Consider the following 22,101-nt stretch of genomic DNA (forward strand, 5'->3'; position numbering starts at 1 on the left):
TTGCATGGCACAGGGATTTACACCGGCGATCGAAATCTACGGGGCCAACCATGCGCTGCTGAACCAGCGCCTGATCAGTTGGGAACACATTGATGCTGCCGGGATGGAGTCCGATCAGCTGACACTGGTGATCGACCTGGAAGGCCTCGAAGGCTTGCCGACCCTGGGTGGAACAATCGGCCTGCGGGTTGGCTATCTGGAGTCCGGGCTGGTCGAAAAGGGCCAGTTCAAAGTGACTCGATTGACCCCGACGCTGTTCCCGTTACGCCTGACACTGGTGGCTACCGCAGCGCCTTTCAGCGGCAAGGATGAGACCGGATTCAAGGAGCGGCGCACGGCAAGTCATGGCCCGACAACCCTTGGCGGACTGTTTCGCGAGCTGGTCTTGCGGCACGGATTTTCGCCTCGCGTCGATCCCGAGCTGGCGCTGATCAGGATTGCCCATGTCGACCAGTCGAACGAAACCGACATGGGCTTCATCACACGCCTGGCGAGCAAGTACGACGCGGTGGCCAAACCCTGCAACGACCTCTACGTACTGGCGAAACCGGCGCAGCTCAAATCACTGTCGGGTCAGGTGATACCGGACGTCAGGTTGTCGGTGACCAGCAACAATCGACCGGGTGACCACGCCTTCATAAGTGCCATATTGGAAGAGACCGCGCGCACGCAGAACCAGGGTTGCAAGACCTGCTTCTGGGACGGTGCTGTTGGCAAGCTGCAGGAAGTGATCACCGGTTCCGCACCCTACAAGGTCATTCGCCAGAAACAGGCGAGTGAAGAAGAAGCCAAAGCCATCGGCGAAGCCGAAGTGCGCAAGATGCTGCGCGAGAAATACACGTTGAAGGTCACCTGCCCAGGCGATCCGCTGCTGGCCGCCGAAGGCCTTTTGGTACTCGATGACACCTGGCCGGACTTCACGCGCGGTCGCTGGTCGATCAAAAAGGTCACCGCCAGTGGCAAGCGCGAGGAAAGCTATCGCTGTCTGATCGAAGCAACCGGCCTCGACCCCAAGGCTGACGCCAAAGCCTGATTCCCCGCTTTCTCACTGCGCTGAAGATCCCTGTGGGAGCGGGCTTGCCCGCGAAGAGGCCAGCCCATTCAAAAGAGATGCCGGTTGATCCACCGCCATCGCTGGCGAGCCAGCTCCCACAGGTTTTGCAGTGTTCTGCAGACCGCTTTTCATTCAACTCTGGAACATCCCCATGAAGATCACCCCGATCCTCACGCAACTGCGTGGGCAGTGCCCTGGGCTTGCCAATCACATTTCGGTGGGCGTCGATCTGGCGTTGCTGCAAGGCAATCCCGATCTGCCAATGCCTTCGGCGCATATTCTGCCGCTGGCGGACCTGGCCAGCACCAGCACTGCACAAAATCTCACCGCGCAACCGATTCGCGAGCGCTTCGAAATCGTCCTCGTGCTTGACGCCAGCGACGCTACAAAAGCGCTGGATCTGTTGCACGACCTGCGCGCTGAACTGTGGCGCGCGTTGGTGGGGTTCAAGCCGGACAAAGACTACAGCGCCATCGCCTATGACGGCGGTGAACTGGGCTCGATCAACAGCAGCCGCGTGTTCTATCGGCTGCGCTTTTTTGCCGAGTTCCAGCTCGGCCGCAATCTGCCGAGTCAGCCTGCGGAGAGTTGGCACGAACGCGAACTGGACGGTTTGTCGTCCTTTACCGGGGCCACCGTGCGGGTCGATGCGATCGACCCCGCCGACCCCAACCTGCAACGCCCGGGCCCCGATGGGCGCGTGGAACTGACTTTCTCTGGAGACGTAACCCCATGAGCAATCGCATCACCGTACTGCCGGCCGCCGGCCGTGTCGTACCTGACCCGGAGGCCGGCGATCTGCTGCCGCTCGAAGGCCGTGAAGTGCTGGACAGCGCCTGGTGGCGCCGGCGTCTGGCCGACGGCGATATCACAATCAAAACCGCAAAAGCGGCTAAACCACAGGGAGCCAAATAATGGCGATCGGATTCAGCAACATCCCCGCGGACATTCGTGTACCGCTGTTCTATGCCGAAATGGACAATTCGGCCGCCAATAGCGCGAGCTCGACCCTGCGTCGCTTGATCGTCGCTCAGGTCAACGACAACATTGCGCCGACCGAGGTCGGCAAACTGGTGTTGGTCTCCAGCGTTGCGCTGGCCAAAAGCATCGGCGGTCAGGGCTCGATGCTCGCCGCGATGTACGAGACCTTCCGCAAGGCTGACCCGATCGGCGAGATCTGGTGCCTGCCGCTGCACAACACCGAAGGCGCCATCGCCAAAGGCGTGTTGACCCTCACCGGCACCGCGACCCAGGCCGGTCTGCTCAATCTCTACGTCGGCGGCGTGCGGGTGCAGGCTACCGTGGTCAACGGCGCAACCGCTGCTCAGGCAGCCACGGCGCTGGCGCAGAAAATCAACGCCACGGCCGACCTGCCGGTGAGCGCTGCCGTTGCCGAAGGTGTAGTCACCCTGAACGCCAAATGGACTGGCGACAGCGGCAACGACATCAGCCTGCAATTCAATCGCCTGGGCAAGAGCAACGGCGAAGAAACCCCGGCCGGCCTGACCAGCGCCATCACCGCCATGACCGGCGGCGCCGGTGTGCCGGATCAGGTTGAAGCGATCGCCGCACTGGGTGATGAGCCATTCGAATTCATCGCGTTGCCATGGTCCGATCTGTCGACGCTCAATACCTGGCAAGCCGTCATGGATGACAGCACCGGTCGCTGGTCGTGGGCCAAGCAATTGTTCGGTCACGTCTACAGCGCCAAGCGCGGCACCGTCGGCACTCTGGTTGCTGCCGGCCAGACACGCAACGACCAGCACATGACCATTCAGGCGCTGGAGCCGGGCGTACCGCAACCGTACTGGGTACAAGCTGCCGCACTGGCCGCACGCACCGCGGTGTTCATCTCTGCCGACGCCAGCCGTCCGACGCAAAGCGGCAGCCTGCCGGGTGTTGATCCGGCACCGGCGAGCGAGCGCTTCACCCTGACCGAGCGTCAGTCGCTGCTCAACTACGGCATCGCCACCGCGTACTACGAAGGCGGCTACGTGCGCATCCAGCGCTCGATCACCACCTACCAGAAAAACGCTTACGGCCAGGCCGACAACTCCTATCTGGACAGCGAAACCATGCACCAGTCGGCGTTCATCGTCCGTCGTCTGCAAAGTGTGATCACCAGCAAATACGGCCGGCACAAACTGGCCTCCGACGGCACCCGTTTCGGCGCAGGCCAGCCAATCGTCACGCCGAGCACCATTCGGGGCGAGCTGATTGCGCAGTACGCCAAGCTCGAACTGGAAGGCCACGTCGAGAACGCCGAGCTGTTCGCCGAGCACCTGATCGTCGAGCGCGACGTGCAGGACCCGAGCCGCGTGAACGTACTGTTCCCGCCGGATTACATCAACGGTCTGCGCGTGTTCGCACTGCTCAACCAATTCCGTCTGCAGTACGACGACGCGGCTTGATCAGCGCGTTTGACGACAAGCATTCAGCCCACCTCGCGTGGGCTTTTTTATTCAAGGGAGTAACACCATGGGTCAACTGATTGCAGGCACCTGCTACGTCAAGGTCGACGGCGCACAACTGACTATCAATGGCGGCTGCGAAGCCCCGCTGATGGCCGTTAAACGCGAAACCGTCGTCCCCGGCTTCTACAAGGAAACCGACATCGCGCCGTCGTTCAAAGTGACCGCGCTGCACACCGCCGACTTCCCGCTGAAGAAGCTGATCGAAGGCACCGACATTACCGTCACCTGCGAATTCAGCAACGGCAAAGTCTACGTGCTGGCCGGTGCGTATCTGGTCGAAGAGCCAGTCTCCAAAGGCGATGACGCCACCATCGAACTGAAATTCGAAGGCATCAAGGGGACCTGGCAATGAGCGGCGCCGTGAAGCTTCAGGTTGCGATCGAAGCTCACGGCGAGCCCCTGACCGAACTCGTCCTGCGCCGTCCGACGGTGCAGGAAGTGCGAGCGATCAAGGCGCTGCCGTACAAGATCGACAAGAGCGAAGAAGTCAGCCTCGACATGGACGTGGCGGCCAAGTACATCGCCGTGTGCGCCGGCATTCCGCCGTCGTCGGTCAACCAGTTGGATCTGGCTGACCTCAATGCGCTGAGCTGGGCCGTTGCGAGTTTTTTCATGAGTGCGGCGTCGGCGCCATCACCGACCTGATCGCCGTCGCCTATGACCTGGCCTGGTTCTGGAAGGTTGACCCCGAACAGATGATGGCCAGGCCACTGGATGTGCTCCGCGAATCGCTGGAGCACGCGCAACGGATCAACGCGATGCAGCAGGTGCAGTGATGGCAGACGAAGAAACCAAAGTGAAAACGCCGGTGCTGATCACCGGCATCGACGAACTGTCGCCCAAGCTCGGCGCCCTTCAGGCCAAGGTCGAGAGTTTCAAGAAAAATCTCGAACAGGCCGGCCTCGGCAAACTGGACATCAGCGGTCTGTTCAAGGGCGGCAGCGTGATCACGCCGTTCGTGGACGGGATCAAATCGGCGGCGGCGTTTCAGGGCAAATTGACCGAAGTCAGCGACACGGCAAAAACCGTCGACCTGCCCGCCACGCCGAAAGTCGCTGCACAGAACATGAACGTGTTCAGTGCCTCGATGGATAAGGTTTCGGCGGCCGTCGACGCCGCGCTGGTGCCGGCGGTAGGGGCGTTGGTGGTCGGGCTGGAACCGATGCTGACGCAGGTCGGCAGCCTGCTCGCCGACAACCCGAAACTGGTCGAAGGTCTGGCGGCGGGGGCGATTGCCTTCTCCGCCATGCAAACCGCCGTCACCGGTATGACCCAGGTGATGGACGTCATGAGCATGGTGCTCAAGACCAATCCGATCATGCTGATCGCCATGGGCATCGCGGTAGCGGCCGGTTTGATTTATGCCAACTGGACGCCGATCAGCGCGTTCTTCAAGGGCCTGTGGGAGGGCGTGAAAAACCTCGGTGCGAGTGCGATGGCAACGTTGCGCTCGATCCTCGATTGGCGACCGCTGGATGCACTGGCGGCATTGTGGTCACCGATCGCGGGATTCTTCTCCGGGATCTGGGACAAGGTCAAAGCCGTCACTGCGCCGGTGATCGACTTCTTCAAGTCGGTGTTCTCCTGGACACCCGCCGGCATGATCATGGACAACTGGGCGCCGCTGACCGGGCTGTTTTCGGCGATCTGGGAATTGCTCAAGGCCTTGAGTGTGCCGGTGATGGCGTTCCTCAAAGGCCTGTTCGACTGGACGCCGTTGGGCATGATCATCAACAACTGGGGGGCGATCACCGGGTTCTTCGGCTCGATCTGGACGGCGCTGCAACCGGCGGCACAAGCGATCAAGGATTTCTTCGGCACGTTGTTCGACTTCTCCCCGCTGGGGATGATCGTCAATAACTGGGGCAGCATCGTCACGTTCTTCGAACCGATCTGGACCGCGTTGCAAACGTCGGCGCAGCAGATCAAAAGCTTCTTCCAGAGCTTGTTCGAATGGTCGCCGCTGGAACAGATCGCCATGTACTGGCAACCGATCAGCGAAGTGTTTTCGGCGCTGTGGGGCGTGGTGCAAGCGCTGGCTGCGCCGGTGTTGGAGTTTCTGCACAACATGTTCGAATGGACACCGTTGGGGCAGATCATCAAGAACTGGGGGCCGATCACCGAATGGTTCGGCGAGTTGTGGCAAAAGCTGCAAACCGTCATCGCGCCGATCAAAGAGCTGTTCGACGGTGGTTTTGCCGGACTGATCGCCAAGGTCACCGGCAAGGTGGAAACCTTCACCGAGGCACAACGCCAGACCAATGCCGAAGGCAAAGGCGAACTGGCCCCAGCGTTCTTCGGCGCGAACCCTCAGGCATCGAGCAACGGCACGCTACAGGGTGGATCGTTGCCACAGAGTTCCGGTGCCCTGATCCAGCAAAGCGCCGCCAACAACCGTACGCAACTCGAGGGCGGCCTGACCGTACGCTTCGAAAATGCTCCGGCGGGGCTGCGCACTGATCAACCGCAAACCAATCAACCGGGCCTGGCGCTGTCGTCGCGCATCGGCTATCGCTCGCTGTCGGCAGGAGGTTCCAATGAACTGGCGTGACCGTTTGTTGCCGGCATCCTTTCGCGGTGTCGGTTTCTGGATCGATCAGGCGAAAACCCCGGTCGGTCGCAAAGGTCAGCTGCACGAATATCCGCAGCGTGACCTGCCGTATTTCGAGGACCTCGGCCAGCAGGCCAAGACCCACGACATCACCGCATTCATCATCGGCGCTGATTGCCTGGAGCAGCGCGACAAGCTGCTCAAGGCGTTGGAAGCGGGCAGCGGTGAGCTGGTGCATCCGTGGCTGGGACGGCTGCAAGTCAAGGTCGGCGAGTGCGACATGACCCACACCCGCCAGGACGGCGGGCTGGTGACTTTTGCGCTGAAGTTCTATCCCGACCAACCATTGCCGTTCCCGACCGCTACCGTCAGCACGCAGAAAGTCTTGTTGGTCAAGGCCGACTCCTTGCTGGGTTCGGCGGTGGCGCGCTTCGAACAGGCGATGACACTGATCAAGGCTGCGCGGATCGGCATCGCCAATCTGCGCAACAGCCTGACCGGGGTTTATGAGGTGATCAAAGAGCAGCTCAAACCGCTGATCGAGCAGTACAGGCAGATCACTGAACTGGTCAAGGCCGTCAAGGAATTGCCCAAGGAAGTGGCTGCGGAGTTCAAAGGTTTGCTCGGTGATATCAAGGAACTCAAGGCGTTCGCGAAGGAGGGCTACCGTGGCGTGATTGCCGACGTGTCGCAACAACTCGAAGCGATCCGCAAGGCCGATGCGCCGAAGATCACCACCGGCAAGGACACCAACGCAGCGGCGCAGGCCATGGCCGATCTGGTGCAAGACACGATGCTGGTCAAGGTCGCGCAATGGGTGGCGTCGATGCCAGTGGCGACAACCCCGGTGAAGCTGCAATCGACACCCTCGGTGGGGCAACAGGCGACAACGCCGGTGAGCCGCCAGGAAGTGCCGGTCAGTGACGATATGAAAGCGCTGCGCGCGGCGGTGTCGGCGGCCATCGATCCGATGTTGGCGAAGGCCGGTCCGGCGCACTTTCAGGCGATCAACGATGTGAAAGAGGCTCTGGTGGCTCACCTCAAAGCGGTGGCTTCGTCCGGTGTGCGCCAGGTCAGCAAGGCGTTTCAGGAAAGCTTTCCGGCACTGGTCGTTGCCTACAAGCAATTTGGCGATGCCACGCGGGTCGATGAAATCACTCAGCGCAACGGGATTACCCATCCGGGATTCTCGCCCAACGAAGTCAAAGTGTCCGGGGAGTGAACCATGAGCGAGATGGATAACCGCGTCACGCTGACGGTCAACAACATGGAATACGGCGGCTGGAAAAGCGTGGAAATCACCGCTGACCTGGAGCGCCAGTTTCGCACCTTCAAACTCGACATCACTTGGCAATGGCCGGGGCAGGCCGTCGATCAGCGGATCAGCCCCGGCGATCCCTGTGAGGTGAGGATCGGCAAGGATCTGCTGCTCACCGGTTACGTGTTCAAGGCGCCGATCCGCTATGACGGCCGGCAGATCAGCCTGACCCTGGAGGGCAGCTCCAAGACTCAGGATCTGGTCGATTGCGCCGCCAGAAACCAGCCGAATCAATGGCAGGAGCAACCGCTGCTGAGCATCGTTCAGGCGCTGGCGATGGAGTACGGTCTGATGGTGGTCAATGAGATTCCCGAGACTGCACGGCTGACCAAACACACGATCGTGCCGGGTGAAACCGTGTTTCAGTCGATCGACCGTTTGCTCTCGCTGCTACGGGTGTTTTCTACCGATGACGAGCAGGGCCGACTGGTGCTGGCCAAGCCTGGCAGCGGCGGGCGCGCGAGCGATGCGCTGGAGCTGGGCAAGAATATTCTGTCGGCCAATGCGCCGATGGATCAGAGCCAGGTGTTTTCCGAGTACCGGGTGATCGGCCAGCAAAAGGGTTCGGACAAGAAGAGCGGGGCGGCGGTCAGCGAAGTTGAATCGACGGCCGCCGACCTGACCTTCAAACGTCGGCGCACCACGGTGATCAACGAAGGCACGCAACTGACCTTTGAGTTGGCGCAGCAGCGTGCCCAATGGGAAAGCGCCACCCGCATGGGCCGGGCTCAGACCACTACGTATCAAGTGCAGGGCTGGCGCCAGGCCAACGGCGATCTGTGGCGCCACAACACGCTGGTGCGGGTGAAAGATCCGGTGCTGGGGTTTGACGGCGACATGCTGATTTCCAAAGTCACCTATTCGTTGTCGGCCCAGGGTTCGGTGACCACGCTGCAAGTAGCGCCACCGCATACCTTCGATGCCAATCCCAGCCCTCCGAAAAAAACCTCATAGGCCCTGAAAAGATCGCAGCCTTCGGCAGCTCCTACCGGTGTACGCCGATCCTATGTAGGAGCTGCCGAAGGCTGCGATCTTTTGACGTCGGCCCGTTTCATACAGGAACCAAGCATGAGCCTACTGACACGCCTGCTGGCGCGCGGCACTGTCGTGCTCGCCAATTCGGCATCCAAGCTGCAATCGCTGCAAATGCGCCTCACCGCCGGCGAGGTCAATGACGACCTCGAACACTTCGAACCCTACGGTTTCACCAGCCATCCGCTGGCCGGTGCCGAAGGCGTCGTCACGTTCATCGGCGGCGACCGTTCCCACGCCATCGCCCTGGTCATCGCCGATCGCCGCTATCGCCTGCAATCGCTGGCCGCCGGTGAAGTGGCGATCTACACCGACGAGGGCGACAAAATTCACTTCAAGCGCGGACGGATCATCGACATCGACACCGCCACGCTGAACATCCGCGCCAGCAGCGCGGTGAACTTCGACACGCCGGTGATCAATCAGACCGGAAAAATCGTCTCCACCGGCGACCAGTTGGCCGCTGGCATCAGCCAGATCAAACATGTGCACGTCGGCGTCCAGGCCGGCAGCGGCCAGACCGGCGCGCCGGCAGGAGGCAAGTAATGTTGATCAGCCCGAACCTCCACGCCGCGCTGACCCGCGCCGTGCTCATCAGCCTGTTCACCTGGCGCCGTGCCGCCGATGACGACGCCCTCGACGACGAAGAGCGCTTCGGCTGGTGGGGCGACACGTTTCCCACCGTCGCCGACGATCGCATCGGCTCGCGGCTGTGGCTGCTGCGCCGGGTCAAGTTGACCCGACAGACCCAGATGGACGCCGAGTTCTATGCCCGCGAAGCCTTGCAATGGCTGATCGACGACGGTCATTGCAGCGCCATCGACATTCTCAGCGAACGCCTCGACGCCCAGCGCCTGAACCTGCGCACGGTCCTGACCCTGGCCGATGGCGAACGTCTGGACATCAACCCCGATAACAGTTGGCAGGTGATCTATGCCGTTTGAAACCCCTTCGCTGCCGGTGCTGATCAAGCGCACCCAAAGCGACCTGGCCGGCGATTCGCTGCGCCAGTCCGATGCGCAAGTGCTGGCCCGAACCCTCGGTGGCGCCGCTTATGGTCTGTACGGTTATCTCGACTGGATTGCCGAGCAGATCCTTCCCGACAAAGCCGATGAATCGACTCTGGAGCGCATCGCTGCGCTGCGCCTGAACCAGCCGCGCAAAGCCGCGCAGGTGGCCACTGGCAGTGTCAGCTTTACCGCCACTGCCGGTGCGGTGCTCGACGTCGATACGTTGCTGCAAACCAATGACGGGCGTACCTACAAAGTCACGGCGGCGCGCACCACGATCAACGGCAGCAACAGCACCACCATCGCCGCGCTTGACGCCGGCAGCCTGGGCAATGCCGACGCCGGTCTGGTGCTGACCCCGGTGCAGCCGATCACCGGCATCGTCAGCAGCAGTTTTGTCCTGCTGGCGCCGGGGCTCAACGGGGGTGTGGCGCGCGAAAGCCTGGAGTCGTTGCGCTCGCGAGTGATCCGTTCGTATCGGGTCATTCCTCACGGTGGCTCGGCCAGCGACTACGAAACCTGGGCACTGGAAGTGCCGGGCGTGACGCGGGCCTGGTGCCGTGGCGGCTTTCTCGGGCCGGGCACTGTCGGCGTGTACATCATGCGTGACGATGACCCGCAACCAGTGCCGAACGACGAGCAACTGGCCGAGGTACAGGCCTACATCGAGCCGTTGCGCCCGGTCACGGCAGAAGTACACGTGCGTCCGCCGATTCAGGTGCCGGTGGTCTATCGCCTGAAGTTGACCCCCGACACCAGCGCCGTGCGCGCGGCCGTCGAAACCCAATTGCGCGACTTGCACAACCGCGAGGCTGACCTCGGCGAGGATCTGTTGATCAGCCACATCCGCGAAGCCATCAGCAGCGCGGCGGGTGAAACCGACCATGTGCTGAGCGCCCCCGTCGCCAACGTTTCGGCCAATGACAGCGAACTGCTCACCTTCGGAGGTTGCGTATGGGGGGCATAAGAACTGCCGCGCAATATCAGGCGCAACTGCGCGCCTTGCTGCCGAGCGGCCCGGCCTGGGACCCGGAGCGTGTGCCGGAACTGGAAGAAGTGCTGCAAGGCGTCGCCGTCGAACTGGCGCGCCTTGACGCCCGCGCCGTCGACCTGCTCAACGAGATGGACCCGGCCGGCGTCAGTGAACTGGTGCCCGACTGGGAACGGGTGATGAACCTGCCCGACCCGTGCCTGGGCGCCACCCCGCTGTACGACGATCGTCGCCTGGCCGTACGCCGGCGCTTGCTCGCGGTCGGCAGCCAGGCCGTCGGCTATTACCTTGAAATCGCCAAAAGCCAGGGCTACCCCAACGCCACGATTACCGAACTTGAAGCACCGCGCATGGGCCGTTCGCGTTTCGGCTCGGCACATTGGGGCACGTGGGAAGCGCAGTTCATGTGGACGCTCAACACCGGCGGGCGCCTGCTGCTCGGCCGGCGTTTCGGTGCGAGTTATTGGGGCGAGCGTTTCGGCGTCAACCCGGGCTCGGCGCTGGAGTGTTTGATCCACCGCAGTGCTCCGGCGCATACCAAGGTGCACATCAATTATGACTAGGGAGGGATGACGGGATGGATTATCCGAACAGTGTGCCCAGCGCCGGTTTGGTGAATGGGAAATTTGTTGATGAAAACCCGATGACCGGAACCCCGGGATCGCTGATTCCGGCGGAGTGGGGCAACGGGGTGACGTTGGAGATTCTCAACGTGATCAATGCGGCTGGGTTGACCCCGGACGAGAAGAAGTACGATCAGCTGTTGCAGGCGATTCAGAGCGTTTCGGCCAAGGGCTGGAATCTGGATTCGGCGTTGCCGATCGGCTCGTTGCCAACCGCTACCGTGGCTACGGCAGACGGGCGATTGCCGATCACGCCGACGGCGTTTGCCACCAGTGGCGGGCGCTTAGCAATTCTGCCGGGTGTGCTGGTCAGCCTCGGCCAGGAGGTGTTGGCCGGTCAGTTGGGACGGCCGCGCACTTTTACCACGCAAGCCTGGAGCAGCGGCGATCTGTTGCCCAACTCCGGTTACTTTCTGCGAGCGCAAGTGGTCGCCGGTGTGCTGACCTTCTACACGCAGCGCGGCATCATCTATGACGCCACGCCCGAGGGATTGAAGGGCACGATCAATGGTGCGGCGGGCGGTGGTTTTCAGTCGACGCCTTTGGATCTCTGTCTGGCGTGGGTGGTGACAGCCGGCCCCGGCTCAGTACCGATTGTCCGGCCGATGTATAACCGTAGCCGCTTGTCGTGGACGCAAACAATCAGCGGCAATGGCGTGGTGTACCTGCCACTGGACCCGCATGCCCGTGCCGCGCGTCTGGTTGTGGGCAATGCGACGCCGCATCCGACGCAAGTCACCGCTATGAATTTTGCTACACCCGGTTGGCTGGGCGCCAACTACTGTTTTCTCAACCCGAAGGCTGCCGCGTCGAGCAACTGGGATGGCTGGGCCATTGCGGGTGAGACGGTGCGGATTATCACCAACAACGAGGTGAATGACACAACCGTTTCGACATTGACCGCAAGCTTCGACCACAGCATGTTGCGTTCCCTGTGGCAGACCTATCAAGCCGAACACGCCTTGGGTGCCGATAACGGCACAAGTGACGAATTGCTGTTCAGCATGGGCATCAAAAACATTCTCCCGAGCGACTACGCCAACGGTATTGCGATCAACTTTGCAGCGGCGGTGAATATCAATCTTTCCTGGGAGTTGATCCGATGATCATCATTCAAGAACTGCATCAGTTCGAGGACGGCTTGCGCGCTGCACAACCTTCCCCGGCCCATGACTGGGATGGTGAAGCCTGGCACCTCAATGTTGGCAGAGTGGCCGAACTGGAGCTGCAAGACGCCGAACGCCTCTGCGACAAAATCGACGGCGTCGCGGACAGCGTCCGCACGGTGCTGGCGGGCGATCCGCTCAAAGCCATGGAATACGCCCAGGCAGCCGCTGACGCGCAGGCTTATCAAGACGCCGGTTACCCGAAAAAGGAAGTGCCGTTGTCGGTCGCTGCCTGGGTGGTCAAAGGTCGTACGGCCAAACAGGCTGCCGAGCAGATTCTGAGTAAGGCCGATCAATTGACCGACCATTTGCTGACGCTGCGTACATTGCGCCTGAAGGCCAAGGCGCAGATTCGCGCGCAGGCGGCCAAGGGCAAGATGGCGCTGGCACGCAGTACCAGCGACGAAGCACTGGTGGCGATTCGCGAGCTGCTCGGCAATCAACTCAGCTAGTCGCAACGCTGCGAACCTGTTCCCCCAAGCCCACTTCACCGTGGGCTTTTTATTTTCAGAAAAAACATCGTAGCCGGCGCTCGGCAGCGACCGCTGCGTCATGGCTCATTTGTCATTTCAGAGGAACGAACACTCTATGGATTATCCAAAAAGCGTCCCCAGCGTCGGCCTGGTCGATGGCCGTTTCGTTGATGAAAACCCTGTGGCGGGTACGCCCGGCTCATTGATTCCGGCGGTCTGGGGCAATGCCGTCACAGAGGAAATACTCAGTGTGGTTTCCAGCGCCGGACTGGTGCCCACCGAAGGCGACAATCGCCAACTGCTCAAGGCCTTGCAGGCGCTGTTGGCTCTGGCCAGTCCGATGGGCTCCTCAGTGATCAATGTATCGACCTCCAAGGGGCTGACGGCCAATGAACTCGGCCTTGTGTTGGTCAATGCCAGCAGTGGCGTGACGACCATCAGTCTGCCGGCCGCCGACGCTGCACTGGGTACTCGCGACGTCATCGTGCGCCGGGTCGACAACGCGTCTACCCGGTTGGTGGTCCGCGCCTCCGGCACCGACAAAATCAGATTCCACACGCACTTGGCCGCTGCCGGCTACCCGTTTTTCGTGCTGATGGGCTCGGGGGACTGGTGGCATCTGCGCAGCGATGGCGCAGGCAATTGGTGGCCGCTTGGACGGTTCGACAGCACGCCATTGGGCCGGACTGTGTTCGAGACCACGACGCAGCTCAACCCCGGCGGATATGGGCCGCTTAACGGGGCGGTATTCAGTCGCAGCGACTGGCCGTGGTTGTGGGATCACGCGCAGCAGTCCGGCGGACTGACCACCGAGGCCGCAAGGGGCGGGGCCGAAGGCGGCTGGACGAGCGGAGACGGCACCTTGACCTTTCGCGGGCCGGAAAGCCGGGGTGAGTTCATCCGGTTGAGCGACGAGGGCCGAGGAATCGACGTAGGGCGCTCGGTCGGCAGTTGGCAGGTCGACATGTTCCGCTCCCATCGCCATGAACTTAAAAGCGACATGCTGGGCGTGCCTTTGGTGGCGGCCCAGAACGCAGCACCGGATGCATTATTCAACCAAGCCAATATCAGTCTCGGATTTACCGAAAGCACCGGCGGTGTTGAAACGCGTCCGCGCAACATGGCCTATCCAGGCCGGATAAAACTTATCTGAGGCCCACTTCGGGCTTCTTTCATCAGCAAAAGGAAGTGAACAATGGATTACTACTACGTCGTAGACGAAACCAATCAGATCATCACCGGCCCGATCGACTTGCCAGTGACGCCGGGCCTCGGTATTCAAATACCCGGTAATGTGATTGTACTGACGGAGCTGCTGCCGGATCCCGAGGCGGGTTATGTCTGGGTTTGGCGCAATGCACAGGCCTCGCAGTTGATCGATCTGCGCAACCGCTTCTTCTATCGCAAGGACAACGGCAGCTATGTCTACTGGACCGAACTGGGTCCTGTGCCTGATTACCTGACGGCCAAGGTACGGCCAAACAGCTATTACTTCTGGAAGGATGATGACTGGGTACTGGACGTCGAAGCCGAACGTGCAGGCTTGGCCGCGCAGGCCGATGTCGAACGCGATAACCGCCTGCGTGAGGTGATCATTCGCGTCGCGCCGCTGCAATACGCTTATGACGTGGGCGAGGCCACCAGCGAGCAGTTGGCCTCGCTGCAAGCCTGGAAACGCCATGCCCTGAACCTGGCGCGTATCGAGCTGCAAGCGGGTTATCCGTCGGTCATCGAGTGGCCCACCGCACCGGCCAAATTCGTGATTTCACCCACCGTTTAACCTTCGATTCACTTACTGAAAAACTACAGGCGGCCCTGTGCTGCCGGCATTCGGCTGCCTGTAACACTGAAAAGGTTCTGACGTGGACTATCCAAAAACCATCCCCGGCGTTGGCCTGGTCAACGGCGGATTTATCGATGAAAACCCTGTGGCCGGAACGCCGGGGTCGTTGATTCCTGCTGCCTGGGGCAACAGCGTCACGCAAGAAATTCTCAACGCGATCAAGGCCGCGGGATTGACCCCTGATGAAGCCAGAACCGATCAGTTGGCCACGGCCATTGGCGCATTGGTCGACTTCACCAAGCTGAAAAATACCCCGACCACGCTCAGTGGTTATGGCATCACCGATGCAGTGGGGCGGCTGCTGGCTGTCAGGCAGATTGAAACAGTCGGGATCACCGTTTACATGCCCAACCCGAAAACCAAACGCATTCGTGTGCGCCTGGTTGGCGCGGGTGGTTCCGGTGGTGGGTGCGCACCGGTGCCGGCCAATAATCAAATCCTTGGCGGTGGAGGTGGCTCGGGCGCCTACGCCGAAAGCCTGTATGAGGTGACGCCACAAATGTTCGCCGGCGTACCGGTTTCCCTGGGCGCAGGTGGCGCAGTGAGTAACACCACAGGTCTGTCGGGTGGCGGCGCATCCTTCGGTTCTTACATGAGTGTTTCGGGAGGCGGTGGCGGTCAGAAACTGGCGATCGTCGTCACGGGCACCTCATCCGGATTCATTCAGGGCGGCGTGGGTGGTGCGGTGACTGGCGGCAATCTCTGCAGTGCCCGGGGCATCACCGGCGGATTTGGCATGAGTAATGCCAATTGGGGCCTGCTCTCCGGTTGCGGTGCGGCGAGTGCGTTCGATGGCGGCGGCCCGTTCACTGGATCAAACACGGTGGGCAATGCCGGCGTGCGGGGTTCGGGTGGCAGTGGCGCGTGCTCGGTCAACCCTTCTGCTTCAGTCGTCAGCGGCGCTGGCGGCAACGCCTTTTGCGAAATCTGGGAGTACGAGTAATGGCCGTTTATGCACGGATCGAAAATGGCGTGATCGTCGAACGGATCGACACCGGTGATTACGCAATCAGCGAGCTGTTTGCACCGTCGTTTGTCGAGTCGATGGTCCGCGTGCCAGACGACATGGCGGTCGACATCGGCGCACCGATGAGCGCGCTCACGCCAGCCATCGAGCCGCAGCCTGTCTTGCCGCTTGCCACTGTCGCGCCGGCGGCTGTTGTCTTGGAACAAGCGCCTGTGGCGCCAGAGCGTACTTGGCGCGAAGCGTCTCTTTCAGCGACCGAATGGTGTGTGACGCGTCATCGCGATGAGCAGGCATTGGGGCGTGGAACGACGCTCAAGGCCGCGCAGTATCTGGAGTTGCTGGAATACCGCCAGGCGCTGCGTGACTGGCCTGAGGCCAGCGGTTTCCCTGCAGTGGTTTCTCGGCCGACAGCACCGCAATGGTGGGTCGCCAATGCGGGTTGACGTCCGCGGTTTCAGGCATTTTCAGACAAGGAGTTGAATCATGGATTATCCAAAGAGTGTTCCTAGCGCCGGATTGGTAGATGGCAAGTTTGTCGATGAAGATTTACTGACGGGCAAGCCGGGCTCGTTGATTCCGGCCAGTTGGGGTAATGGTGTTACGCAGGAGTTGTTGACGGTCATCCAGAGCGCGGGGCTGACACCGTCGGAGGCCGCCAATAATCAACTGCTCAGTGCGCTGCGCAGCAACAATCTGTTCGTCACGGCACCGCAGTTCAATCAAGGCAAAGCGGTCGCCACCACCGAGTTCGTCGCCCGCGCGGGTCTGCAGTTTTCCGGGTTCGTGTCCTACCCTGCGAGCACTGTCCTGACCGTGGCCAACGTGGGCGGGGTGGCGAGTTTCGCCAGCGCAACGCCGATCACCGCAACGTTGCCTTCCATCAATGGCATTGCCCATGCCAGCACGCTACACGTGATCAATGCGGGCAACGGTGTTCTGACCATCAACCCTGCCGCTAACGAACAAATTGAAACCTGCAACGGTACGTTCGGGGCACTGAAGCTCGGGCTCGGCGACTCCGCATGCCTGATCAAACTGGCGAGCCAATGGCGGCTATACGCAGGGTCGATCAGCGATCGTTATGCAACGGCGCATTCGGGTGTCTATGGCAACGTCGGCTATCAACGGTTTGCCAGCGGCAACATTGAGCAATGGGGCGTGGGCACAACGGATGCGAAGGGCGAAGTCGACGTGATTTTTCCAATCTCCTTTCCGACAGCCTTTTCTTCGCTGGTGGCTACTCATGCTGGCGGTGACGGCGCAATGGTCATCCTGATTGCGGGTTCTGGAAAGCAACAAGGCTGCAAGCTCAAGGTTCGTGATTTCGGCGGCAGCATTGCTGCGGGTTGGGGCATCAATTATTTCGCAAAGGGCTATTGAATGAATCCGTTCAACGTTTTGTTCAGCGCCAGCACCCGGGGCGTTTATGTAGCGGGTATCAACTCCACTGACATTCCCGATGACGTCATCGAGATTCCTCAGACTTACTGGATCTCGCTGCTGCAGCAATTGGCCGTTACGGCAAAGGTGATCGGCGTGCGTGCGGATAACGGCTATCCGATTCTGGTCGATCCTGCGCCTCCTTCGGCCGATGAAGCAGCCGACGCCGAGCGCCGTTGGCGCACCGCGCAACTGGCCGCCACCGACGGATTGGTCGCGCGCGATCGCGATGAACTGGAAGACGGCGGCGGCACGACGCTGACCACCGAGCAATATGCCCAATTGCAGACGTATCGCCGCCAATTGCGCGACTGGCCGCAGGGTTCTTTTTTCCCGTTCAGCGAGCATCGGCCACTGGCGCCGAACTGGTTGGCGGCTGCGCTGTGAATCTTTTGAGAGATTGAAATGGATTATCCAAAAAGCGTTCCCGGCATAGGGCTGGTGAATGGAAAGTTCGTCAATGAAGACGTCATTGCGGGATTGCCCGGGTCGTTGATCCCGGCGACCTGGGGCAATAGCGTTACCGATGAGTTGTTGAATGTCGTCAAGTCGGCCGGCCTTGAACCGAACGAAGCCGACGCGAACCAGTTGTTGCAAGCGCTGAAAAAACTCAGCCAGGCCGGTGAAGACAAACATGCCGCCGACATCGGCGCGGCCAATCTCTACATGGCCAATTATGTGCCTGCCGTCACCGCATTGAAGGACGGCTTGGCGCTACGTTTTACCGCCGGCAATGCCAATACCGGGACGAGTACGTTTGCACCGAACGGGTTGATGCCCAAGCCGCTCGTCAGTCTTGCAGCAAGTACATTGCGCCCTGCCGAGATTGTCGGCGGTAGCGTGTGTTCGGTGGTGTACAGCGCGGCTCTGGACAGTTGGGTGTTGGTGTATGCGAGTGGTGGCAATGCTGCCAGTGGTCGACTATTGGGTGTCAGGACGTTTACCGCGTCCGGCAACTATGTACCGGCAGTGGGAATGAAGAACGTATTGGTCACCGTCGTCGGCGGAGGTGGTGGCAGCTCGGGAATCGGTGCGACGAATTCTTCTCAGGTTTCCCTCGCAGGAGGTGGTGCCTCCGGTAGCTACGCACAAGCCTGGTTATCATCTGGCGCGATCGGGCTGAGCCAAATCGTCACAGTTGGGGCGGGGGGCGCTGCGGGCGTTGTCGGCACTGGCGGCGGAAGTGGCGGAACAAGTTCGCTGGGTTCATTGGTTTCGGCCACTGGCGGTGGCGGTTCTCCCTGGAGTACTCCACTCACGCTTCCTGGGTTCGGCTTGTATGTGGGTGGATTTCCCAGCCAAATCTCAATGGGCGGCAATATTGTCAATTCGGCAGGAGCAGCCGGCAGCCCAGGGATGTGCCTGACCGGATCAACCCTTGCCGGGCACGGCGCAAACTCACCTCTTGGCAGTGGTGGGTATGCGAGCAGCGTCGCATTGAGTGTGGCCGCCCCTGGTTCCGGTTATGGCTCAGGCGCGGGCGGGATTGCTAACGCAACCAATCAGCCAGGCAGGCCCGGCGCTTCAGGAGCGCCGGGCGCTGTAATCATCTACGAGTACGCCTGATGAAAACCTACGCACGCATCGCCAACAACACCGTGGTCGAGCTGCTCTCCACCGACGGCAACATGGCCAAGATGTTTCACCCGGATCTGCTGTGGGTCGATATCACTGAAGTCACCCCGGCACCGCAAATCGACTGGAACGCCAACTTCGGCAACCTCGGTTGGGTGTTCGCAGCACCCGAAGAACCCGCGCCGGACAGCCCCCTGAAAACTCTGGCAAAAAAGTGGCTGACAGGCATTGGCCGTCAATCGTGATTCAATCGAGGGACTATCCAGGGAGGATCAAGCATTATGCAAATAACTGAAAACAACCTTATCGACATCATGCCCAACGCCCGCTCCCAAGCGGGCGTTTTTGTTTCTGCGCTCAACGCAGCCATGACTCGCCGTCGTATCGACACGCCCAAACGCATGGCTGCGTTTCTGGCGCAGGTCGGCCACGAGTCCGGGCAATTGCGCTATGTGCGGGAGTTGGGCAACAACCAATACCTGAGCAAGTACGACACCGGCACCTTGGCCTTGCGATTGGGCAATACGCCCGAGGCTGACGGCGACGGGCAAAAATACCGTGGGCGTGGGCTGATTCAGATCACCGGCCGCAGCAACTATCGCCAATGCAGCCTTGGGCTGTTCGGCGATGAGCGTCTGCTGTCGTTGCCTGAACTGCTCGAGCAACCACAATGGGCAGCCGAATCGGCAGCATGGTTCTGGGAACAGAACGGCCTCAACGAGCTGGCCGACCGCGATCAGTTCAACACCATCACGCGGCGTATAAACGGCGGGTTGAACGGCTTGCAGGATCGTCTGGAGATCTGGGCGCGGGCGAGGGCGGTGTTATGCCTTTCTCCTGGCGCGTGATCGGCCTTCTTTTGCTGGCCGCGGGCGCTTTTGCGGCGGCCTGGCAGTTGCAGGACTGGCGCTACGGCCGGCAACTGGCCGAGCAGGCCCGGTTAAACGCTGAGGTGCTGAACCAACAGAATCTGGCCGCCGCCTCGGCCCAACAGGTCGAGCAGGATAAACGTCTGGCGCTGGAGCAACGGCTCTCGGCCAGTGAACAAAGCCACTACCGAGCGCTGAGCGATGCCCAACGTGATCAGGATCGCTTGCGCGATCGTCTTGCTACTGCTGATGTGCGCCTGTCGGTCCTTCTCGACGCCGGCGACGTTGCCCAACGCTGCAACGTGCCCGCCACCGCCGGCCCCGGCGGCGTGGATCATGCAACCGTACGCGCCCGACTTGACCCGGCGCATGCTCAACGAATTATCGCCATCACCGACAGCGGCGACCGCGGACTGATTGCCTTGCAGGCGTGTCAGGCTTATGTCAGAGCGTTGGCGCCCGAACATTTTGAATGACTCTGTGTATTGAAAGCGCAACCGGCTCGTGTACGGTGGAGGCATTCCACACGATCCGGAGAGCGCCGTGAAAGAGATCACCCAACTGGCCGCCGAGCTTGGCCGACGTCTGCAAGTGCTCAATGCCCACGTGACCACCGCCGAGTCTTGTACCGGTGGTGGCATCGCAGAAGCGATCACGCGGATCCCCGGCAGTTCGGCGTGGTTCGAGGCCGGTTATGTGACGTACTCCAACCGGCAGAAAACCCTGCAACTGAATGTGCCGGCCGAGTTGTTCGAGACGGTGGGCGCGGTCAGTGCCGAGGTGGTCGAGGCCATGGTGCGTGGCGCTCAAGACAAAAGCCTGGCGCGATTTGCCGTGGCGGTCAGCGGCGTGGCCGGACCGGACGGTGGTTCACCGAGCAAACCGGTGGGCACGGTGTGGCTGGCCTGGGGCGTTGGCGAGGCGGTTGCCACTGAGGTTCAGCACTTCCCGGGTAACCGCGATGAAGTCCGCCGACAAACGGTGAAGGCCGCGCTAGAGGGGCTCCTGCGACTAGCGGCACGAGAAATCGAAAATCAGGGGTAGGCGATCCGCGAACGCTGTGGAATAATACTGGCTACTTATACAGGTGTTGGCCGTCAGGCCTTATTGATTACGTGAGGACTTTAATGGACGACAACAAGAAGAAAGCCTTGGCTGCGGCCCTGGGTCAGATCGAACGTCAATTCGGCAAGGGTGCCGTGATGCGTATGGGCGATCAGGACCGTCAGGCGATCCCGGCTATCTCCACTGGCTCTCTGGGTCTGGACATCGCACTCGGCATTGGCGGCCTGCCAAAAGGCCGTATCGTTGAAATCTACGGTCCGGAATCTTCCGGTAAAACCACACTGACCTTGTCCGTGATCGCCCAGGCTCAGAAAGCCGGCGCGACCTGCGCATTCGTCGACGCCGAACACGCCCTCGACCCTGAGTACGCCGGCAAGCTGGGCGTCAACGTCGACGACCTGCTGGTGTCCCAGCCGGACACCGGTGAGCAAGCGCTGGAAATCACCGACATGCTGGTGCGCTCCAACGCCGTTGACGTGATCATCGTCGACTCCGTGGCTGCACTGGTACCGAAGGCTGAAATCGAAGGCGAAATGGGTGACATGCACGTGGGCCTGCAAGCCCGTCTGATGTCCCAGGCGCTGCGTAAAATCACCGGTAACATCAAGAACGCCAACTGCCTGGTGATCTTCATCAACCAGATCCGCATGAAGATCGGCGTGATGTTCGGCAGCCCGGAAACCACCACCGGTGGTAACGCGCTGAAGTTCTACGCTTCGGTCCGTCTCGACATCCGCCGTACCGGCGCGGTGAAGGAAGGCGACGAAGTGGTCGGCAGCGAAACCCGCGTCAAGGTAGTGAAGAACAAGGTCGCTTCGCCATTCCGTCAGGCCGAGTTCCAGATTCTTTACGGCAAAGGCATCTACCTCAACGGCGAGATGATCGACCTGGGCGTGCTGCACGGTTTCGTTGAAAAATCCGGCGCTTGGTATGCCTACGAAGGCACCAAGATCGGTCAGGGCAAGGCCAACTCGGCCAAGTTCCTGGCGGACAACCCGGAAATCGCCGCGAAGCTCGAGAAACAACTGCGTGACAAACTGCTGACGCCGACAGTGATCGACTCCAAGGCTTCTGCAGTCAAAGAGACTGAAGACGACCTGGCCGACGCTGACATCTGATTGCAGCGATGACGACCGCCGTACTCGATACCCTCGTCGCGGTGCGACGAACCGCCATGGACCTGCTCGCACGCCGCGAGCACGGTCGAGTCGAGCTGACACGCAAACTGCGTCAGCGCGGCGCCGAGGCGGAGATGATCGAAACAGCCCTCGACCGTTTGACGGAAGAGGGCCTGCTTTCCGAAGCCCGTTACCTTGAAAGCTTTGTTTCCTACCGTGCCCGTTCCGGCTATGGCCCTTTGCGGATTCGCGAGGAACTGAGCCAGCGCGGCTTGCAACGTGCCGATATCGAACTCGCCCTGCGCGAAAGCGGTATCAGTTGGCAGGAGCAACTTCAGGACACATGGCGTCGCAAGTTCTCCGGGCATTTACCGATTGATGCCAAAGAGCGGGCCAAGCAAGGCCGGTTTCTGGCGTATCGAGGGTTCTCGATGGAGATGATCAATCGCTTGTTCAGCGGTCGAGGCATGGACGATTAAAACCGATTCAATAAAAACGGCCCGCTATGAAAATAGCGGGCCGTTTTTTTTTG

28 protein-coding genes are annotated in these 22,101 nt (G+C 60.9%); all 28 read left to right on the top strand.

Translation table 11 applies throughout. The annotated features are described in order from the left end of the window. Positions 1 to 4 precede the first annotated feature (4 nt). The 28 genes from PMI37_RS00990 to recX all read left to right on the top strand — a co-directional run bounded on the left by PMI37_RS00990 (position 5) and on the right by recX (position 22,048). Positions 5 to 1,033, top strand: coding sequence for a hypothetical protein (locus tag PMI37_RS00990; RefSeq protein ID WP_008077126.1), 1,029 nt, complete (start codon positions 5 to 7; stop codon positions 1,031 to 1,033). A 172-nt stretch (positions 1,034 to 1,205) separates the two neighbouring features. Further along, the gene (locus tag PMI37_RS00995) at positions 1,206 to 1,790 is read left to right on the top strand and encodes a phage tail terminator protein (protein WP_008077128.1); all 585 of its coding nucleotides are present in this window, start codon (positions 1,206 to 1,208) and stop codon (positions 1,788 to 1,790) included. Next, positions 1,787 to 1,969 carry a DUF2635 domain-containing protein gene (locus tag PMI37_RS01000; protein WP_008077130.1) on the top strand — a complete coding sequence of 61 codons (183 nt, stop codon included), beginning with the start codon at positions 1,787 to 1,789 and terminating at the stop codon, positions 1,967 to 1,969. The genes PMI37_RS00995 and PMI37_RS01000 overlap by 4 nt, the downstream gene beginning before the upstream one ends. Then, positions 1,969 to 3,465 (top strand): phage tail sheath subtilisin-like domain-containing protein, encoded by a 1,497-nt coding sequence (locus PMI37_RS01005; protein ID WP_008077133.1) that lies wholly within the window; start codon positions 1,969 to 1,971, stop codon positions 3,463 to 3,465. The genes PMI37_RS01000 and PMI37_RS01005 overlap by 1 nt, the downstream gene beginning before the upstream one ends. 67 nt (positions 3,466 to 3,532) lie before the next feature. Next, the gene (locus PMI37_RS01010; protein ID WP_007908779.1) at positions 3,533 to 3,880 is read left to right on the top strand and encodes a phage tail tube protein; all 348 of its coding nucleotides are present in this window, start codon (positions 3,533 to 3,535) and stop codon (positions 3,878 to 3,880) included. Then, positions 3,877 to 4,173 carry a phage tail assembly protein gene (locus PMI37_RS01015; protein ID WP_007908778.1) on the top strand — a complete coding sequence of 99 codons (297 nt, stop codon included), beginning with the start codon at positions 3,877 to 3,879 and terminating at the stop codon, positions 4,171 to 4,173. Before PMI37_RS01010 ends, PMI37_RS01015 begins: the two co-directional genes overlap by 4 nt. A 130-nt stretch (positions 4,174 to 4,303) precedes the next feature. Next, positions 4,304 to 6,079 carry a hypothetical protein gene (locus tag PMI37_RS01020; RefSeq protein ID WP_008077135.1) on the top strand — a complete coding sequence of 592 codons (1,776 nt, stop codon included), beginning with the start codon at positions 4,304 to 4,306 and terminating at the stop codon, positions 6,077 to 6,079. Continuing rightward, a complete protein-coding gene (locus tag PMI37_RS01025) occupies positions 6,066 to 7,301 on the top strand; it encodes a DNA circularization protein (protein ID WP_008077137.1) in 1,236 nt (411 codons plus the stop codon). Before PMI37_RS01020 ends, PMI37_RS01025 begins: the two co-directional genes overlap by 14 nt. Positions 7,302 to 7,304: 3 nt before the next feature. After that, a complete protein-coding gene (locus PMI37_RS01030; protein ID WP_008077140.1) occupies positions 7,305 to 8,351 on the top strand; it encodes a phage baseplate assembly protein in 1,047 nt (348 codons plus the stop codon). A 114-nt stretch (positions 8,352 to 8,465) separates the two neighbouring features. Then, positions 8,466 to 8,975, top strand: a complete 510-nt coding sequence (locus PMI37_RS01035; RefSeq protein ID WP_008077143.1) for a phage baseplate assembly protein V — start codon at positions 8,466 to 8,468, stop codon at positions 8,973 to 8,975. Next, positions 8,975 to 9,373, top strand: coding sequence for a phage GP46 family protein (locus PMI37_RS01040; protein ID WP_008077144.1), 399 nt, complete (start codon positions 8,975 to 8,977; stop codon positions 9,371 to 9,373). The genes PMI37_RS01035 and PMI37_RS01040 overlap by 1 nt, the downstream gene beginning before the upstream one ends. Further along, on the top strand, positions 9,363 to 10,406 hold the full coding sequence (locus PMI37_RS01045; RefSeq protein WP_008077146.1) for a baseplate J/gp47 family protein: 1,044 nt from the start codon (positions 9,363 to 9,365) through the stop codon (positions 10,404 to 10,406). The genes PMI37_RS01040 and PMI37_RS01045 overlap by 11 nt, the downstream gene beginning before the upstream one ends. After that, complete coding sequence (locus PMI37_RS01050; protein ID WP_008077147.1) at positions 10,394 to 10,993, top strand: YmfQ family protein; 600 nt, start codon at positions 10,394 to 10,396, stop codon at positions 10,991 to 10,993. The genes PMI37_RS01045 and PMI37_RS01050 overlap by 13 nt, the downstream gene beginning before the upstream one ends. 14 nt (positions 10,994 to 11,007) lie before the next feature. After that, positions 11,008 to 12,159, top strand: a complete 1,152-nt coding sequence (locus PMI37_RS01055) for a hypothetical protein (protein ID WP_008077148.1) — start codon at positions 11,008 to 11,010, stop codon at positions 12,157 to 12,159. Beyond that, a complete protein-coding gene (locus tag PMI37_RS01060; protein WP_008077149.1) occupies positions 12,156 to 12,671 on the top strand; it encodes a hypothetical protein in 516 nt (171 codons plus the stop codon). Before PMI37_RS01055 ends, PMI37_RS01060 begins: the two co-directional genes overlap by 4 nt. A gap of 136 nt (positions 12,672 to 12,807) precedes the next feature. Beyond that, complete coding sequence (locus PMI37_RS01065) at positions 12,808 to 13,845, top strand: hypothetical protein (protein WP_008077150.1); 1,038 nt, start codon at positions 12,808 to 12,810, stop codon at positions 13,843 to 13,845. A 42-nt stretch (positions 13,846 to 13,887) separates the two neighbouring features. Beyond that, entirely contained in the window at positions 13,888 to 14,472 is a 585-nt protein-coding gene (locus tag PMI37_RS01070; RefSeq protein ID WP_008077152.1) for a tail fiber assembly protein, read from the top strand. Between the two features lie 82 nt (positions 14,473 to 14,554). Then, positions 14,555 to 15,478 carry a glycine-rich domain-containing protein gene (locus PMI37_RS01075; RefSeq protein ID WP_008077154.1) on the top strand — a complete coding sequence of 308 codons (924 nt, stop codon included), beginning with the start codon at positions 14,555 to 14,557 and terminating at the stop codon, positions 15,476 to 15,478. Continuing rightward, entirely contained in the window at positions 15,478 to 15,945 is a 468-nt protein-coding gene (locus PMI37_RS01080; protein ID WP_008077155.1) for a phage tail assembly chaperone, read from the top strand. Before PMI37_RS01075 ends, PMI37_RS01080 begins: the two co-directional genes overlap by 1 nt. Before the next feature lie 40 nt (positions 15,946 to 15,985). Then, positions 15,986 to 16,882, top strand: coding sequence for a gp53-like domain-containing protein (locus PMI37_RS01085; RefSeq protein ID WP_008077156.1), 897 nt, complete (start codon positions 15,986 to 15,988; stop codon positions 16,880 to 16,882). Further along, positions 16,883 to 17,329, top strand: coding sequence for a hypothetical protein (locus PMI37_RS01090; protein WP_008077157.1), 447 nt, complete (start codon positions 16,883 to 16,885; stop codon positions 17,327 to 17,329). A gap of 18 nt (positions 17,330 to 17,347) precedes the next feature. Continuing rightward, complete coding sequence (locus tag PMI37_RS01095; protein ID WP_008077158.1) at positions 17,348 to 18,508, top strand: hypothetical protein; 1,161 nt, start codon at positions 17,348 to 17,350, stop codon at positions 18,506 to 18,508. After that, entirely contained in the window at positions 18,508 to 18,762 is a 255-nt protein-coding gene (locus tag PMI37_RS01100) for a hypothetical protein (RefSeq protein WP_008077159.1), read from the top strand. The genes PMI37_RS01095 and PMI37_RS01100 overlap by 1 nt, the downstream gene beginning before the upstream one ends. 36 nt (positions 18,763 to 18,798) lie before the next feature. Then, entirely contained in the window at positions 18,799 to 19,365 is a 567-nt protein-coding gene (locus PMI37_RS01105; protein ID WP_008077160.1) for a glycoside hydrolase family 19 protein, read from the top strand. Continuing rightward, positions 19,344 to 19,862, top strand: coding sequence for a lysis system i-spanin subunit Rz (locus tag PMI37_RS01110; protein ID WP_008077161.1), 519 nt, complete (start codon positions 19,344 to 19,346; stop codon positions 19,860 to 19,862). Before PMI37_RS01105 ends, PMI37_RS01110 begins: the two co-directional genes overlap by 22 nt. A gap of 67 nt (positions 19,863 to 19,929) precedes the next feature. Continuing rightward, the gene (locus PMI37_RS01115; RefSeq protein WP_008077162.1) at positions 19,930 to 20,430 is read left to right on the top strand and encodes a CinA family protein; all 501 of its coding nucleotides are present in this window, start codon (positions 19,930 to 19,932) and stop codon (positions 20,428 to 20,430) included. Between the two features lie 83 nt (positions 20,431 to 20,513). After that, entirely contained in the window at positions 20,514 to 21,569 is a 1,056-nt protein-coding gene (recA, locus tag PMI37_RS01120) for a recombinase RecA (protein WP_008077164.1), read from the top strand. Positions 21,570 to 21,577: 8 nt separating this feature from the next. After that, entirely contained in the window at positions 21,578 to 22,048 is a 471-nt protein-coding gene (recX, locus tag PMI37_RS01125; protein ID WP_008077166.1) for a recombination regulator RecX, read from the top strand. Positions 22,049 to 22,101 lie beyond the last annotated feature (53 nt).

The organism is Pseudomonas sp. GM80, assembly GCF_000282515.1.
Taxonomy (GTDB): Bacteria; Pseudomonadota; Gammaproteobacteria; order Pseudomonadales; family Pseudomonadaceae; genus Aquipseudomonas.

What these genes read in the sequence shown, in the direction of transcription:
- PMI37_RS00990 (WP_008077126.1), top strand. Translation starts at nt 5, where the DNA reads ATGGCACAGGGATTTACACCGGCGATCGAAATCTACGGGGCCAACCAT.
- PMI37_RS00995 (WP_008077128.1), top strand. Translation starts at nt 1,206, where the DNA reads ATGAAGATCACCCCGATCCTCACGCAACTGCGTGGGCAGTGCCCTGGG.
- PMI37_RS01000 (WP_008077130.1), top strand. Translation starts at nt 1,787, where the DNA reads ATGAGCAATCGCATCACCGTACTGCCGGCCGCCGGCCGTGTCGTACCT.
- PMI37_RS01005 (WP_008077133.1), top strand. Translation starts at nt 1,969, where the DNA reads ATGGCGATCGGATTCAGCAACATCCCCGCGGACATTCGTGTACCGCTG.
- PMI37_RS01010 (WP_007908779.1), top strand. Translation starts at nt 3,533, where the DNA reads ATGGGTCAACTGATTGCAGGCACCTGCTACGTCAAGGTCGACGGCGCA.
- PMI37_RS01015 (WP_007908778.1), top strand. Translation starts at nt 3,877, where the DNA reads ATGAGCGGCGCCGTGAAGCTTCAGGTTGCGATCGAAGCTCACGGCGAG.
- PMI37_RS01020 (WP_008077135.1), top strand. Translation starts at nt 4,304, where the DNA reads ATGGCAGACGAAGAAACCAAAGTGAAAACGCCGGTGCTGATCACCGGC.
- PMI37_RS01025 (WP_008077137.1), top strand. Translation starts at nt 6,066, where the DNA reads ATGAACTGGCGTGACCGTTTGTTGCCGGCATCCTTTCGCGGTGTCGGT.
- PMI37_RS01030 (WP_008077140.1), top strand. Translation starts at nt 7,305, where the DNA reads ATGAGCGAGATGGATAACCGCGTCACGCTGACGGTCAACAACATGGAA.
- PMI37_RS01035 (WP_008077143.1), top strand. Translation starts at nt 8,466, where the DNA reads ATGAGCCTACTGACACGCCTGCTGGCGCGCGGCACTGTCGTGCTCGCC.
- PMI37_RS01040 (WP_008077144.1), top strand. Translation starts at nt 8,975, where the DNA reads ATGTTGATCAGCCCGAACCTCCACGCCGCGCTGACCCGCGCCGTGCTC.
- PMI37_RS01045 (WP_008077146.1), top strand. Translation starts at nt 9,363, where the DNA reads ATGCCGTTTGAAACCCCTTCGCTGCCGGTGCTGATCAAGCGCACCCAA.
- PMI37_RS01050 (WP_008077147.1), top strand. Translation starts at nt 10,394, where the DNA reads ATGGGGGGCATAAGAACTGCCGCGCAATATCAGGCGCAACTGCGCGCC.
- PMI37_RS01055 (WP_008077148.1), top strand. Translation starts at nt 11,008, where the DNA reads ATGGATTATCCGAACAGTGTGCCCAGCGCCGGTTTGGTGAATGGGAAA.
- PMI37_RS01060 (WP_008077149.1), top strand. Translation starts at nt 12,156, where the DNA reads ATGATCATCATTCAAGAACTGCATCAGTTCGAGGACGGCTTGCGCGCT.
- PMI37_RS01065 (WP_008077150.1), top strand. Translation starts at nt 12,808, where the DNA reads ATGGATTATCCAAAAAGCGTCCCCAGCGTCGGCCTGGTCGATGGCCGT.
- PMI37_RS01070 (WP_008077152.1), top strand. Translation starts at nt 13,888, where the DNA reads ATGGATTACTACTACGTCGTAGACGAAACCAATCAGATCATCACCGGC.
- PMI37_RS01080 (WP_008077155.1), top strand. Translation starts at nt 15,478, where the DNA reads ATGGCCGTTTATGCACGGATCGAAAATGGCGTGATCGTCGAACGGATC.
- PMI37_RS01085 (WP_008077156.1), top strand. Translation starts at nt 15,986, where the DNA reads ATGGATTATCCAAAGAGTGTTCCTAGCGCCGGATTGGTAGATGGCAAG.
- PMI37_RS01090 (WP_008077157.1), top strand. Translation starts at nt 16,883, where the DNA reads ATGAATCCGTTCAACGTTTTGTTCAGCGCCAGCACCCGGGGCGTTTAT.
- PMI37_RS01095 (WP_008077158.1), top strand. Translation starts at nt 17,348, where the DNA reads ATGGATTATCCAAAAAGCGTTCCCGGCATAGGGCTGGTGAATGGAAAG.
- PMI37_RS01100 (WP_008077159.1), top strand. Translation starts at nt 18,508, where the DNA reads ATGAAAACCTACGCACGCATCGCCAACAACACCGTGGTCGAGCTGCTC.
- PMI37_RS01105 (WP_008077160.1), top strand. Translation starts at nt 18,799, where the DNA reads ATGCAAATAACTGAAAACAACCTTATCGACATCATGCCCAACGCCCGC.
- PMI37_RS01110 (WP_008077161.1), top strand. Translation starts at nt 19,344, where the DNA reads ATGCCTTTCTCCTGGCGCGTGATCGGCCTTCTTTTGCTGGCCGCGGGC.
- recA (WP_008077164.1), top strand. Translation starts at nt 20,514, where the DNA reads ATGGACGACAACAAGAAGAAAGCCTTGGCTGCGGCCCTGGGTCAGATC.
- recX (WP_008077166.1), top strand. Translation starts at nt 21,578, where the DNA reads ATGACGACCGCCGTACTCGATACCCTCGTCGCGGTGCGACGAACCGCC.